Source organism: Gordonia bronchialis DSM 43247 (assembly GCF_000024785.1).
GTDB lineage: Bacteria > Actinomycetota > Actinomycetes > Mycobacteriales > Mycobacteriaceae > Gordonia > Gordonia bronchialis.
The window spans coordinates 932,260-945,634 of the sequence record NC_013441.1 but is presented as its reverse complement, the minus strand read 5'-3'; the positions used below and the strand labels follow the sequence as shown (position 1 = coordinate 945,634).

The window sequence follows — 13,375 nt, the reverse complement described above, 5'->3', positions numbered from 1 at the left end:
GGTCTGGGTCGTTGGGACTGACGGGTGGGTGCTCATCGGGTGAGGACCAAACCTGATGTGGGAACACCGGTTCCGGCCGTGACGACGACCTTCTCGGCACCTGGGACCTGATTCACCGAGGTGCCACGAAGCTGTCGAACCGCCTCGGCGATGCCGTTCATGCCGTGGATGTAGGCCTCGCCCAGTTGTCCGCCATGAGTGTTCAAGGGCAACCGGCCACCCACCTCGAGGGCACCGGGTTCCCGGACGAAGTCCTTGGCCTCGCCGCGCCCGCAGAAGCCGAGCTCCTCCAACTGCATCAACGTGTACGGGGTGAAGTGGTCGTAGAGGATGGCGAGGTCCATGTCCTCGGGCCGTAGTCCCGACTGCTTCCACAACTGTCGGCCCACCAGACCCATCTCGGGCAGGCCCGCCAACTCGTCGCGGTAATAGCTGGTCATGATGAACTGGTCGTCGGCACTGCCCGCCGCGGCGCCGGCGATCACCGCGGGCGGATGCGGCAGATCGCGGGCCCGTTCGGCGGAGACGACGACGATGGCGACCCCACCGTCGGATTCCTGACAGCAGTCGAGCAGATGCAGCGGTTCGGCGATGTAGCGGGAGTTCTGGTGATCCTCGAGGGTGATCGGCTTGCCGTAGAAGAACGCATCCGGGTTGACCGCGGCATGTTTGCGGTCCACCACGGCAACCTGGCCGAAATCCGCACTCGTGGCGCCGAAGTCGTGCATGTATCGCTGCGCAACCATCGCCACGAAAGCGGCCGGTGTGGACAGGCCGTGGGGGTAGCTGAAGGCGTTGTCGGTGCCCGACGAGTTCTCCTGATTGGCCACCGCGCTGTTGACCTGGCCGAACCGCAGGCCGGACCGTTCGTTGAATGCCCGGTAGGCCACCACCACGTCGGCGACTCCGGTGGCGACTGCCATCGCGGCCTGCTGCACCGTCGCGCAGGCCGCGCCGCCGCCGTAGTGGATGCGTGAGAAATAGGTCATCTCACCGATTCCCACCGATCGGGCGACGGCGATCTCGGCGTTGGTGTCCATCGTGAAGCTCACCAGACCGTCGACGTCGGACGGCTGTAGTCCGGCGTCGGCGATGGCAGCCGATACCGCCTCGGTGGCAAGTCGCAGTTCGCTTCGGCCGGAGTCCTTGGAGAACTCCGTCGCCCCGATGCCGGCGATGGCCGCCTGACCCGACAATCTGCCCATCAGTTGCCCTCCCCGGCAGGCACATCCATGTCGACGGTCACCGTCGAGATGACGTGTTTGCCCAGCTTGTTGGTGCCGGTGACGGCGATGGTGACCAGTCCTCCGTCGACCGCGGTGACCTCACCGGTGAAGGTGACCGCATCGTAGGCGTACCAGGGGACGCCGAGTTTCAGTGCGATGGAACGGATTCGGGCAGACGGGCCCGCCCAGTCGGTGACAAAACGCTCCACCAGTCCGGTGTCGGTGAGGATGTTGACGAAGATGTCCGTCGACCCCTTGGCCTGTGCGAGATCGCGGTCGTGGTGGACATCCTGGAAGTCACGGGTGGCCAGTGCCGTGGACACCACAAATGTCGGGGTGGCCTCGATGACCAGCGGCGGCAACGCGTCGGATACGGCGACCGGTTGTGGCGCAAGGCTTGTCATCGTCGATCCTCCTGGTCGGCGGGCTGCCACGCATACAGGGTCCACGCGGGTTGGCCGGCTGCGTCGTCGGCCGGGAAGTCCAGGAAGGTCACGGTCACCGGCATACCGATCCGCACGTCGGCCGGGTCGACACCGCGCAGCTCGCCGAGCATGCGCACACCTTCATCGAGTTCGACGAGTGCGACGACGAAGGGCAGCGCACGACCCGGCACCTTGGGCGCGCGATGCACCACGAAGCTGTAGATCGTGCCGGTTCCGGCCGCGACCACGTAGTCGGTCTCGGGTACCGAACCGTCCTCGCCACGCGGCTTCCACGTCGCCGGGATCGGCGGATGACGCAGCGTGCCGTCTCCGGTCTGCTGGATCCGCAGCTCGTGGGCGGCAACGCCCTCCCAGAAGAAGGCGGTGTCGCGAGATGCACTGGGTTTGAGCATCTTCGACGGATCGAGGTCCTCGGGCACCGTCGGTCCGGCCGGCTTCTGCTGACCCGGACGGAATTTCAGGATTCGGAAGCGCATCTCCGCGACGACCTCGTCGTCGACCGACCACACGTTGCGGGTGGTGAAGAACCAGCCCTCCCCCAGCGCGGTGTTCTTGGGGCCCACCACATCCAGCAGTTCCGCGGAGAGACTGACTTCCTCCCCGAGCTGCGTGTAACGGTGATAGACGGTGTCACAGTTGGTGGCCACCACCGAGGTGTACCCGGCGTCGTCGAAGAGCTGCGACGCACGGCCCAGCGGATCGTCGTCGGTGCGGGCACCGTGCAGGCCGCGCATCGTCCACACCTGCGCCATTGCGGGCGGCGCCACGATCCCCGGGTGCCCGGCCGCCCGAGCCGCGGATTCGTCTGTGTAGATGGGATTTTCGTCGCCCATCGCCTCGACCCAGTTATTGATCATCGGCTGATTGATCGGGTCGCGGCCGGCGATCGGCGCGCTGGGCCCGTCGTCGATGATGGTCTGCGCGGCGGCGCGGATGGTGTCGGCGCTGGTCGTCATCGTTTGGCCCTCGGCAATCCCAGTCCGGCGGTGGCGATCATGTCGCGCATCACCTCGTTGACACCGCCACCGAAGGTGATCACCACGTGTCGCTTCTGCTGCACGTCGAGCCAGTCCACGAGTTCGGCGGTCTCCGAATCGGTGAAATCGCCGTTGCGGCCGATGATCTCGTTGATCATGCGGCACACCACCTGCACCCGTTCGGTGGAGAACACCTTGGTCGCCGCGGCGTCGGCCATCGAGATCGCCTCGCCGGTGGAGGCCACCTGCCAGTTGAGCAGTTCGTTGATGCGGGCATAGGCGTCGATCTGCGCGAGCGCGCGCCGGACGTCGGGGTGCTTGGCGATCACGGTGCCGTCGGGTCCCGGTCGCTGCGCCCAGGCACGCACCCGTGCCGCCAGCCCGTCGATCCGGCCGGCCGGCCCGAGCATCACCCGCTCGTGGTTGAGCTGGGTGGTGATCAGTTTCCAGCCGCCACCCTCGTCACCGACGCGCATCGACACCGGTACCCGGACATCGTTGTAGTACGTCGCATTGACGTGATGGGCGCCGTCGGCGGTGATGATGGGGGTCCAGCTGAAACCCGGATCCTTGGTGTCGACGATGAGGATCGAGATGCCCTTGTGTTTGGGCGCATCCTTGTCGGTGCGGACCGCCAGCCAGATGTAGTCGGCGTCATGGCCGCCGGTGGTGAAGATCTTCTGCCCGTTGACGATGTAGTGATCGCCGTCGAGGACCGCACTGGTGGTCAACGAGGCGAGATCGGTCCCGGCCTCCGGTTCGGTGTAGCCGATGGCGAAATGGACCTCGCCGGCCAGGATCGCCGGCAGGAACTTCTGTTTCTGCTCTTCGGTGCCGTGTTCCTGCAGGGTCGGGCCGACGGTTTGCAGGGTCACCGCCGGCAGCGGGACGTCGGCACGGATGGCCTCGTTGGTGAAGATCTGTTGCTCGATCTCACCGAACCCCCGCCCGCCGTACGTTGTCGGCCACCCGACGCCGAGCCACCCGTCGCGGCCCATGCGTCGGATGACCTCGCGGTAGGTGGGTCCGTGGCGTTCGGTCAGCATCACCCGGGCCTCGTCGGGGGTGACGAGATCGGCGAAGTAGGAACGCAATTGGGCACGTAGAGCCCGCTGCTCGGGGGTCAGGTCAATGAACATCGGCGGCATCCTCGGCGGTGTCGTCGGACTCGTGGGTGGCCAGGTCGCGCACATCGGCCAACTCGTCGAGGCGCTGCGTGGCACCTCCGGCCAGCCGCGCGAGGTCCTTGGCGATGGAGAAGTAGCGGTGCAACGGATAGGTGATGTCCACGCCGACACCGCCGTGCAGGTGCGTCATGGTGCGCATCGTCGCGGGCACCTCGTCGGCGATCCAGTACATGCCGATCGCGAGATCGTCTGCGGCGCTGAGACCTTCGTTGAGGCGCCAACCTGCGGAGGTGACCGCGAGATCGAGTGAGCGGCCGATCACGTAGATATCGGCAAGTTGCTGGCCGACCGCCTGGAACAACGCGATCGGTTTGCCGAACTGTTCGCGCGTGGACACGTGGTCGGCGGTGAGCCGGGTGGCACCGGCGATCAGTCCGTCGGCGTAGGCGCACAGCGCCAGGCGGTAGCGGTCGCGGAGCACACTGAGATCGCGGGTCACGATGTCGGCGTCGTCGAGGGCCACGTCGTCGAAGACGACGGTGGATTCGCCCCAGCCGCTCGATGACGTGGTGGGCGTGATGCTCACCCCGTCGGCGTCGGCCGAGATGACGGCGACCCCGGCGTCGGTGCCGACCAGCAACACCGATGCGCCGTCGGCGTGCAGCACGCCGACCTTGGTTCCGCTGCAGCGCCCGCCCCGGACCGTGGTGTGCGGGGTGGCGGTCAGCGCGTCGCCGGGCTCACCGAGTGCGATGGCCGCCCACCGGCCGCCGATCAGCGCCTCCGGCCATCGCTGCCATGGATTCGTGTCGGCCGCGGCGAACACGAGCGCTGCGGTGAGAGTGCCGAGCGCGGGGGTCACCGCCGCGGACTCGCCCATCCGACGCAGCAGTGGCAGCAGGCCGAGCACACCGACGTCGTCACCGTCGAACTCGGCGGGCAACGGCAGCGCCAGCAGCCCGGCGTCGACGAGCGCGCGCCAGAGTTCGGTGTCGAATCGCGGGGCATCGGACCCGGCGGCGCCGAAGGTCGATTCCCAATCGGGTTGATGTCGCGCGAACACGTCGTCGGCGACGTCGCGGACCGCGATCGCGGTGCCATCGAGGGCGAAATCCACCCCGGAGCCTCCTCGTGCCAGGGCCGGAGACCGACCCGGAATTAGAACCTGTTCTAGTTGTATCAGAGTAGCGTGCCGAAGCGAACGTCGCGGGGGTTTAGCAGCGGTTCTCCACCCAGACCCCGGCCTCAGCCGCGGGGCAAACCGAGAATGCGTTCGGCTGCCGCGGTCCGCAGGATCTGCGTCGTCCCACCGGCAATCGACAGGCAGCGGTTCTGGAGCAGCAGATCGGAGGCCTCCGACGCCGCGAGACCTTCGACGCCGAGCAGTCGCAGCGCGAGTTCGGGGACCGCCTGCCGATGCTCGACGCCGATCAGTTTGCGGATGCTCGACAACGCACCCGGGTCGTGTCCGGCCAGTCGCTCGGTGACGGCGCGCGCATCGAGCACCCGGCCGACATGGGCGTCGGCGACCATCGCCCCGAGATCGGCGAGATCGGCCGGCGTCGGCTCGCGGGGACTGTCGGCGAGCTGCGCGAGCAGGGCTTCCATCTCCTTGCCCAACCCCGATCCGCCCATCGCGACACGCTCGTTGGCCAGGGTCGTCCGGGCCAGCCGCCAGCCGCCGTTGACCTCGCCGACCACGCAGTCGTCGGGCACGAACACGTCGTCGAGGAACACCTCGTTGAAGTTCGCGCGGCCGGTGAGTTCACGCAGCGGCCGGATGTCGAGACCGGGTGAGGCCATGTCCACGAGAAAGTAGGTGATGCCCTTGTGCTTGGGGGCGTCCGGGTCGGTGCGCGCAAGGCAGATCGCCCACTGTGCGTTGTGGGCCTGCGAGGTCCAGATCTTCTGTCCGGTCAGCCGCCACCCGGCACCGTTCTCGCCGTCGTCGACGCGTTCGGCGCGGGTGCGCAGTGCCGCGAGGTCGGAGCCCGCCTCGGGTTCGCTGAACAGCTGACACCACACGATGTCGCCGGCCAGCGTCGGACCCACGAAGCGGTCGCGCTGCTCGTCGGTGCCGTGTTCGAGGATCGTCGGGATCGCCCAGCCGGCGATGACCAGGTCGGGCCGGTGCACCTGCGCACGGTCGAATTCCGCGTCGATCAGCAACTGCAGTGCCGCGTCGGCCCCGAGTCCGTGCGGCGCCGGCCAATGCGGGGTCAGGTAACCGGATTCGGCCAGCAGCCGACGCTGATCAGCCGGATCGGCGGCGGCGATGTCGGCGATGTCGGCCCGGACCTCGGCGCGCCGGTGCTCGACGTCGGATAGATCCAGCCGGAATCGGCGACGCCCTCCGGCGAGACCGAGACGGGCGAGTTCAATGCGCGCAGCGGTGCCGTACCCGAGCGTGATCTGGGCGGCCAGCGCCGAGCGTAGATACAGGTGGGCGTCGTGCTCGAAGGTGAATCCGATGCCGCCGAGCACCTGAATGCAGTCCTCGGCGTTGGCGACCGGGTCGGCGGCGGCCACCGCATCGGCCGCGGCCCGACTGATCCGCATCTGCTCGTGCGCGTCCTCCTCGCCGTCGAGCACGGCGTCCACGGCACGCGCCAGATCCCATGCGACGGCGGTGATCCGTTCGCTGCGGCACGCCATCTCGGCGCAGATGTGCTTGATCGCCTGGAACGACCCGATCGGGGCTCCGAACTGGGTCCGCACCTTGGCGTAGTCGACGGCCGTCGTCAGGCACCAGCGCGCGACGCCGCTCTGGTATGCCGCGAGCGCCGCCGAGATCAGGCCGGTCACCAACACGGAGTCATCGAGGGCGATGAGATCGTCGTCGGCGATGTCGGTGATGCGCACCCGCGACACCGACGACGTGCCGTCCACCGGTGACTGCGGAACCACTTCGGCGACACCGCAACCCGGTGGGATGACGTACCAGGTCCCGTTCGACGCGAGCGGGGTGAGCACCGCAGCGCCATCGACGAAGCCGGCGACGAGACCCAGATCCAGGACACCGTCGACGATCACCGGCGCATCACCGGCGGTGGCCGCCGCCGGTGTCACCGCGGCGTACCCACCGACGATCAGCGCGTCGAGTACCTGCTGCGCACGCGTTCCGTCGACGCGACCGAGCGCAACGGCCGCGGCCACCGTCGGTGCGAGCGGACCCGGCACCAGACTCGTGCCGCATTGTTCGAGCATCGCCGCCACGTCGGCGAAGCGGGCACCGAGTCCGCCGCGATCCTCGCCGACCGCGGCACCGAAGACCCCGAAGTCGGCGAGCTGTGCCAGCAGATCGGCCCACTGATCGCGTGGTTTGTCGAGATCGGAGCGGACGAGGTCGGCGGTGCCGACGGTCCGCGCCCAGTCGGCGATCGCTTGACGGACAGCGTTCTGCTCTTCGGACGTGGCGATTGTCACGGTGATTCCTTGCGAATGTCGAGTGACGAATAAATAGAACCTGTTCTAATATGCCATGAGTGGATGTAGATTCGGTACCCACCCGATAGCGTCCATCCCGACTTCGAAAACGTGAGGATGTCCGAAGAGCACATGGCCCGTTCCGCATCAGGCAATGCCGCGATCGACGCTCCCGACGAGGATGCGGCGCCGAACACCTCCGTCCCCGAAGCAGGTTCCAGCGCGCAGCGCGAACGCCGGCGCCGCATCCTCGACGCGACTCTCGCGCTGGCCTCCAAGGGCGGTTATGACGCCGTCCAGATGCGCACCGTCGCCGACAAAGCCGACGTCGCGGTGGGCACCCTGTATCGCTACTTCCCCTCCAAGGTGCACCTGCTGGTCACCTCGCTGGCCCGCGAACTCGGCCGCGTCGAATCCAAGGTCGACCGGTCCCAGCTGCGTGGCGACAACGCGATCGAGCGACTGCGGCACGTCCTGGACATGATCACCTTCGCGATGCAGCGCGATCCCCTGCTCACCGAGGCGATGACGCGGGCGTTCATGTTCGCCGACGCGTCGGCCACCGCCGAGGTCGATCAGGTGGCCAGCATCATCGACCGACTTCTCGCCGGCGCCATCGTCGACGAGGGTGAACCCACCGACGAAGATCTGGCCATCGCCCGGGTGCTCGCCGATGTGTGGATGTCGAATCTGGTGCAGTGGCTGACCCGCCGGGCATCGGCGACCGACGTCACCAACCGGCTCGAACTGACGGTTCGACTACTGCTCAAAGATCGGATACGCGAATCATGAAGACACGACTGACCTGCCCGTGCGGTGAGATGCTGCGCGGCGCCGACGAGGACGAACTGGTCGAGAAGGTGCGCGCCCACCTGACCGAAAACCATCCCGGACATGACTATTCGCGGGATGAGATCCTCTTCATGGCCACCTGAGCGTCGTCCGTCGGCATCATCATCGCGAACATCTTCCGTAGGCAGCTCACGAGATCGGCGGTCGGGTCGGCGAGCCAGATCTCATGTCCGGCAGCCGAAGCCGCCAGCACCGCATGTGATACCGCCACCGGATAAGGCGCGTCGGGTCCTTCGCCGCGCCGGTGGGCGACGAAATGCGCTACTGCGCTGCGCCATTGACGATAGACGTTGTTGGCCTGCGCCTGCACCGCGGGCGCGTGCAGGATCAGCTCGGCACGGTGCCGCGCCCATTCATCCTTGTCCCGTCCGTGATCGATGGATGAGATGAACGCCGCGGCAACCACTTTCGCTGGATCATCGGCGGGGTCGGCCTCGGTCAGGAGCCGACGGAACCGGGCCAGCTCGGCAGCGGACTCCACCCAGACCATCGACGCCGGCGGACGTCTGTAACCGGCATTGACCACAGCCGCTGACAAAGGAGTCACCATGGGTCTGCTCGACCTGGCCGCGATCCGATCGGCGATCGCGGCACAGGTCGTCGGCCGCGACCGCGAACTCGACCTGGTCCTCGCGGCGGTCGCCGCCGGTCGCGACCTCATCCTGGAGGGGCCGCCGGGAACCTCGAAATCGACGCTGCTGCGGGCGATCACCGCGGAATGGGGGATCCCGTTGGTACTCGTCGAAGGAAACGCCGACCTCACGCCGAGCCGGCTCGTCGGCCACCACAATCCGTCTCGTGTGCTGCGGGAGGACTACAGCGCGGACAACTTCGTCGACGGCCCGCTCCTCGAGGCCATGCGGGTGGGCGGCTTCCTCTACGTCGAGGAGTTCAACCGAGCCCCCGAGGACACCATCGACACACTGTTGACGGCCATGGCCGAGCGGGTGATCACCGTGCCGCGGGTGGGGACGGTGGCCGCCAAGGACTCGTTCCGCATCGTGGCGTCGATGAACCCGTACGACAACATCGGCACGACGCGTCTGTCCACGTCGGTGTACGACCGGATGTGCCGGCTCGTCGTCGACTACCAGAATGCCGCCGCGGAACGCGAGATCGTCAGCCGCCGAGCATATCCCGTCGCTGCGCGAGTCGTCGCGGATGCGGTGGCGGTCACCCGGGCCACGCGCGAACGAGACGACATCCGCCAGGGCAGCAGTGTACGCGGCGCGATCGACCTGGCGCTGGTGGCGACGCAGTTGTGCGCGATGCGCGCCATCAGAATTCCGGAGGTCGAGTCCATCGATCCGCCGCGCGACCTCCCGACCGACTACACCGGATGCTTCCTCGACGCGATGACGGTGTCGCTGTCAGGTCGAATCCACCTCGACGACACCGCTTTTGCCACACCCGAAGCCATTCTCGCCGAGATCTGGCAAGACCACTTCCTGCTCTCGCCCGCCGCGGCCGAGCCCGGTTGAAGAGCCGTCGAGGCCGACTCGCCGTTGACCCGCCGGACATCCGCACCGCGCCCGGCACACACTCTGAAACCGTTGCGCCGCAAACCCAAGCAGCTCGACGGCGAGCCCGATCTGCTGGTGGCCACCGGCGGTGGCGGGTTCGTGGTGACCTCCCGGTCCGACCGTGGCCGGCACCGCGGACGGGGCGTCGGCTCCGGCGCACCCGGGGTGACCGAGGAAACCGGGGAGCGCGACACCGACTCGCCCGGTGTGACGGCCGATCCGGACGCCCGTCGGCGGGCGCGGCAGATCGCCCGGAAACTCGCACTGTCGCAGGTGATCCGGCCACGTGATGCACCGCGATCGGCAACCGGGACCTTGACGACCCGGCGCTGGCGCGGTGTGTCCGACGAGATCGACCTGGACCGGACTCTCGAGGCCGTCGCCGCGACACCGCTGCCCACCGACGACCACATCCTGGTGCGCGAGCGGGTCCGTCGTCGGCGTTCGATCGTTCTCGTCGTAGACGTCTCCGGTTCCGCACGCGGTGAGCAGGTGCGCACCGCGGCCGCCACCGCCGGTGCGCTGGCCGGAGAGCTGAGCCGAGATGCGGTGGGCGTCATCGCATTCTGGTCGGACGCCGCCGTGATCTCGCGGCTGGGTCAACCGATGTCACCCGACCGTGTGGTCGATGCGCTGTTGACGCTGCCCGCCCAGGGACTCACCAATCTCGACTTCGCACTGTCAGTGGCCGCCGACGAACTCGCCGGGGTTCCGGTCGCGGATGCGCGGGTTCTGCTGCTCAGCGACTGCGTCCACAACGCCGGTCCCGACCCGCGCTCGACCGCGGCCCGTCTCCCCCGGCTCGATGTGCTGCTCGACGTCTCCGGCGAGCACGACACCGATCTGGGACGCGACCTCGCCCTTGTCGGCCATGGCCGATGCCTGCCGGTGCGCGATCACCACGACGTGGCGCCCGCACTGCGGCGGATGTTCGGGTAGCGCCTCTCACGCGCGACGATCCACGCCTCCACCCGCTGGTTGAGCCGACACCCCCGCCTGCTGGTGAGCCGCGACGAGCGAGGAACGAGCACGACGCGCGTCGAAACCACAAACAACACAACAGCATCCGCAACACCTGCCCATCCCAGAAACACCACATGGTGTCGACACGGCGCGCACTCGCTACGCTCGCATGTGCCGGCTCAACCAACAGAATGGGGGGCGGGACCCGCTCAACCGGTGGGACGGGTGCGGACGTAGGCGTCGACCGTGACGCTCAGGACGGCGGCGCCGCGGTCGTTGACGAGTTCGGCGGTGGTGGTCACCAACGCGCGACCGCGCGGATCGATGTCGACGGCATCGATCACCAGGGTCCCGGTGAGGGTGTCACCGGGACGGACCGGGCGCAGGAATTGCACGTCGCTGAATCGTTTTCCGGCGATGACATTCCATTCGCCGAAGGAGCCGGCGACGGCCAGGCGCTGATAGATCGAGAGGGTGTGCAGGCCGCTGGCGATGAGACCCCCGTAGGCGCCGGCCTCGGCCGCAGCCTTGTCGACATGGAAGATCTGGGGGTCCCACGTCTTCGCGAACTCGACTATCTCGTCTTCGGTCAGCGTGTACGAGTCGAGTTGGTAGACCCGGCCCACCTCGAGATCGTCGGCGTAGACGCCGCTCACCGCAGGTCGGCGGCGATCATCGGCCAGGTGGTGTGCAGGTCATGTTCCCAATACGACCACGAATGGGTTCCGTTGGGTCGCAACAACACCTTGTTCGGGATGTGCAGTTTGTTCAGGCGCACGGCCATCTGCTTGGTGCAGTCGTTGACCGCGGCCTCGATGATGCCACCGAGAATCATCTGGTTGCCGAGCGTGATGAGGTCACCGTTGATCAGCGGCGAATCGGCACGGTCGTACTTGCCGGGAAGTCCACTGCCACTGGTCATATAGACCTTGGTCCCGCGGAGTTTGGCGGCGTTGATGAAGGGATCGTTGTCCCGCCAGCCACGCGAGGCAGGTGGGCCCCACATGTTGTTGAGGTTGCCCTGGCCACGATCGGCCACCACCATCCGAATGTAGGCCTGCCCCAACGGATCACTGGTGCGCGCACATCCACTGTAGGCCGCGACGGACCGGTAGAGACGCGGAGCGGCGATCGCGAGATTCAGGACCGAGGTGCCGGCCATCGAGATGCCGGCGATCGAGTTGACCTTGGTGGTCTTGAACTCCTTGTCGATCAGCGGCGGCAGCTCCTTGGTGAGGAACGTTGTCCACTTGTTGCGACCGAGCACCGGGTCGTCGCGCTGCCAGTCGGTGTAATAGGAGAAGGCACCGCCGATGGGTGTCACGACGTTGACGTTCTTGTCGGCGAAGAACTGCACATAGCTGGTTTTGGCCGCCCACGTCGCGGAGTCCTCGCCACCACCGGCGCCGTTCAGCAAATAGAGCGTGGGTCGCGGCTTGCTCGCATCTTTGGGGCGGAGCACGTTGACCGGGATCATCTTGTGCATCGACGCCGAGTACACGATCACGGTCGCTTGTTGTGGTCCGTCGTGGATGACGGTGTCGATCCGCGAGACGCCGGGGTCGGGTTCGGGGTCGGCTGCGGCCACGCCGGCGCACAGGCCGGCCAGGACTCCGACGGACCCGACGACAGCCAGCGCTCGTGTCATCCACCGACTATGCACCACAAACCCCTTTAGTCTCATTTGTCACAACTGTCACAGCTTATCCAGCTCTCAGGGAGTTCCCCAACTCGTGGCGGCTCCCGTTAGCCAGTTGTGACCGTGTCGTTGCGGTACTCACCGGTCATCCTCGGGTGAGCCGTCGTCGGGCCGGTCATTGTCGCGCCGGTCATCCTTGGCATAGACCCGCCCCATCGCGCGCACCCGCTCGACCATCGCGGTCCGCACCCCGTCCGGTTGCCTCACCTCGACGTCGGCCACGAACGTCCACAACGCGTTGACCGCATGCCCCTCGCCCATGAACCCGAGCGTGAGTTCGACGCGGCCGTCCGGCAGTGCCGACGACGCGATCTCTGAGGCGATCCCCCGCAGCGCTGAGGCGGTTTCCGGCGACGCGCGGACCATCACCGGCACCTCGGTGAAACCGGCCCGGAACTCGGCGCGGTGGCGTTGCCAGATCTCCTCGAGGTCGACATCGTCGGCGCGCGCCGCGGGCTCGTCGAGGATCTCCACGTCCGACATCCGCGACATCCGGTACATCCGCTCGGTGCCGTCGGCGGTGGCGACGAGATACCAGGTGTCGCCGGCGACAATCAATCCGATCGGGTCGAGAACGCGCTCGGCGGCGCGTTCGGCCCCACGCCGGCGATATCGGACGCGAATCCGCCGACCGTCGAACACCGCCTGCTGCACCGGACCGAGCGCATCGATCTCCCGCGGTGGATGCACAAACCCCTCGGGCCGCAACAGGATTCGCTGGGCAGCACGGACCGCCGAGGTCCGAAATGCGTCAGGAAGCGAGGCCGCGACCTTGCGCATCGCCGAGGCAAACGCGGGCGAGTCGAGGCGCCCACCCCCGGCCACCAGGGTCCGCGCCTCGTCGAGAGTGAGACCGGAGAGGTCGGTCCGATAGCCGGGCAGCAGCGCGAATCCACCGTGCCGGCCGCGCTCGGCGTAGACCGGTATCCCCGACAACGACAAGGCATCGATGTCGCGCAACACGGTCCGTTCGGAGACATCGAGCTCGTCGGCGAGTTGGGCCGCCGTCATCCGCGAGTGCGTCTTGAGAAGCATCAGGACAGCCAGCAGACGTTCGGCACGCATGCCTGAACATTCTCCTGCAAAACATGACAGAAGGTGTCAGGATTTGGTCGTTGACTGGGTTCTGACAGCAC

14 protein-coding genes are annotated in these 13,375 nt (G+C 67.3%); 4 read left to right on the top strand and 10 right to left on the bottom strand.

Features of this window, described 5'->3' with window-relative positions; translation table 11 throughout:
- Window positions 1-32: 32 nt before the first annotated feature.
- From GBRO_RS04380 to GBRO_RS04355, 6 genes are all read right to left on the bottom strand, one after another.
- Window positions 33-1,205 carry a lipid-transfer protein gene (locus GBRO_RS04380; RefSeq protein WP_012832780.1) on the bottom strand — a complete coding sequence of 391 codons (1,173 nt, stop codon included), beginning with the start codon at window positions 1,203-1,205 and terminating at the stop codon, window positions 33-35.
- Window positions 1,205-1,630, bottom strand: coding sequence for a MaoC family dehydratase (locus tag GBRO_RS04375; RefSeq protein ID WP_012832779.1), 426 nt, complete (start codon window positions 1,628-1,630; stop codon window positions 1,205-1,207). Before GBRO_RS04375 ends, GBRO_RS04380 begins: the two co-directional genes overlap by 1 nt.
- Window positions 1,627-2,628 (bottom strand): bifunctional MaoC family dehydratase N-terminal/OB-fold nucleic acid binding domain-containing protein, encoded by a 1,002-nt coding sequence (locus GBRO_RS04370; RefSeq protein ID WP_012832778.1) that lies wholly within the window; start codon window positions 2,626-2,628, stop codon window positions 1,627-1,629. Before GBRO_RS04370 ends, GBRO_RS04375 begins: the two co-directional genes overlap by 4 nt.
- Window positions 2,625-3,788 (bottom strand): acyl-CoA dehydrogenase family protein, encoded by a 1,164-nt coding sequence (locus GBRO_RS04365; RefSeq protein ID WP_012832777.1) that lies wholly within the window; start codon window positions 3,786-3,788, stop codon window positions 2,625-2,627. Before GBRO_RS04365 ends, GBRO_RS04370 begins: the two co-directional genes overlap by 4 nt.
- Window positions 3,778-4,893, bottom strand: coding sequence for an acyl-CoA dehydrogenase family protein (locus GBRO_RS04360; protein ID WP_012832776.1), 1,116 nt, complete (start codon window positions 4,891-4,893; stop codon window positions 3,778-3,780). Before GBRO_RS04360 ends, GBRO_RS04365 begins: the two co-directional genes overlap by 11 nt.
- A 128-nt stretch (window positions 4,894-5,021) precedes the next feature.
- Complete coding sequence (locus GBRO_RS04355) at window positions 5,022-7,202, bottom strand: acyl-CoA dehydrogenase (RefSeq protein WP_012832775.1); 2,181 nt, start codon at window positions 7,200-7,202, stop codon at window positions 5,022-5,024.
- A gap of 132 nt (window positions 7,203-7,334) precedes the next feature.
- On the opposite strand from GBRO_RS04355, the gene kstR reads away from it, so the two are divergent.
- Complete coding sequence (gene kstR / locus GBRO_RS04350; RefSeq protein ID WP_012832774.1) at window positions 7,335-7,994, top strand: cholesterol catabolism transcriptional regulator KstR; 660 nt, start codon at window positions 7,335-7,337, stop codon at window positions 7,992-7,994.
- Window positions 7,991-8,137: a DUF1059 domain-containing protein gene (locus GBRO_RS25090; RefSeq protein WP_083775524.1), complete on the top strand. Its 147-nt coding sequence runs from the start codon at window positions 7,991-7,993 to the stop codon at window positions 8,135-8,137. The genes kstR and GBRO_RS25090 overlap by 4 nt, the downstream gene beginning before the upstream one ends.
- Here GBRO_RS25090 and GBRO_RS04345 read toward each other — a convergent pair.
- Window positions 8,101-8,592 (bottom strand): acyl-CoA-like ligand-binding transcription factor, encoded by a 492-nt coding sequence (locus GBRO_RS04345; RefSeq protein ID WP_147290621.1) that lies wholly within the window; start codon window positions 8,590-8,592, stop codon window positions 8,101-8,103. The genes GBRO_RS25090 and GBRO_RS04345 overlap by 37 nt on opposite strands.
- A 10-nt stretch (window positions 8,593-8,602) precedes the next feature.
- Here GBRO_RS04345 and GBRO_RS04340 point away from each other — a divergent pair, with 10 nt between their 5' ends.
- Window positions 8,603-9,535, top strand: a complete 933-nt coding sequence (locus GBRO_RS04340) for an AAA family ATPase (protein ID WP_012832772.1) — start codon at window positions 8,603-8,605, stop codon at window positions 9,533-9,535.
- Window positions 9,536-9,598: 63 nt separating this feature from the next.
- A complete protein-coding gene (locus GBRO_RS04335) occupies window positions 9,599-10,516 on the top strand; it encodes a vWA domain-containing protein (protein ID WP_115311776.1) in 918 nt (305 codons plus the stop codon).
- A 233-nt stretch (window positions 10,517-10,749) separates the two neighbouring features.
- Here the strand turns inward: GBRO_RS04335 and GBRO_RS04330 are convergent, their stop codons facing one another.
- The 3 genes from GBRO_RS04330 to GBRO_RS04320 form a co-directional block, all read right to left on the bottom strand.
- Window positions 10,750-11,196, bottom strand: a complete 447-nt coding sequence (locus GBRO_RS04330) for a MaoC/PaaZ C-terminal domain-containing protein (RefSeq protein ID WP_012832770.1) — start codon at window positions 11,194-11,196, stop codon at window positions 10,750-10,752.
- Complete coding sequence (locus GBRO_RS04325; RefSeq protein ID WP_012832769.1) at window positions 11,193-12,188, bottom strand: alpha/beta hydrolase; 996 nt, start codon at window positions 12,186-12,188, stop codon at window positions 11,193-11,195. The genes GBRO_RS04330 and GBRO_RS04325 overlap by 4 nt, the downstream gene beginning before the upstream one ends.
- A 129-nt stretch (window positions 12,189-12,317) precedes the next feature.
- The gene (locus tag GBRO_RS04320) at window positions 12,318-13,304 is read right to left on the bottom strand and encodes a helix-turn-helix transcriptional regulator (RefSeq protein WP_012832768.1); all 987 of its coding nucleotides are present in this window, start codon (window positions 13,302-13,304) and stop codon (window positions 12,318-12,320) included.
- Window positions 13,305-13,375 lie beyond the last annotated feature (71 nt).

What these genes read in the sequence shown, in the direction of transcription:
- GBRO_RS25090 (WP_083775524.1), top strand. Translation starts at nt 7,991, where the DNA reads ATGAAGACACGACTGACCTGCCCGTGCGGTGAGATGCTGCGCGGCGCC.
- GBRO_RS04325 (WP_012832769.1), bottom strand. Translation starts at nt 12,188, where the DNA reads ATGACACGAGCGCTGGCTGTCGTCGGGTCCGTCGGAGTCCTGGCCGGC.
- GBRO_RS04320 (WP_012832768.1), bottom strand. Translation starts at nt 13,304, where the DNA reads ATGCGTGCCGAACGTCTGCTGGCTGTCCTGATGCTTCTCAAGACGCAC.
- GBRO_RS04365 (WP_012832777.1), bottom strand. Translation starts at nt 3,788, where the DNA reads ATGTTCATTGACCTGACCCCCGAGCAGCGGGCTCTACGTGCCCAATTG.
- GBRO_RS04370 (WP_012832778.1), bottom strand. Translation starts at nt 2,628, where the DNA reads ATGACGACCAGCGCCGACACCATCCGCGCCGCCGCGCAGACCATCATC.
- GBRO_RS04340 (WP_012832772.1), top strand. Translation starts at nt 8,603, where the DNA reads ATGGGTCTGCTCGACCTGGCCGCGATCCGATCGGCGATCGCGGCACAG.
- GBRO_RS04375 (WP_012832779.1), bottom strand. Translation starts at nt 1,630, where the DNA reads ATGACAAGCCTTGCGCCACAACCGGTCGCCGTATCCGACGCGTTGCCG.
- GBRO_RS04380 (WP_012832780.1), bottom strand. Translation starts at nt 1,205, where the DNA reads ATGGGCAGATTGTCGGGTCAGGCGGCCATCGCCGGCATCGGGGCGACG.
- kstR (WP_012832774.1), top strand. Translation starts at nt 7,335, where the DNA reads ATGGCCCGTTCCGCATCAGGCAATGCCGCGATCGACGCTCCCGACGAG.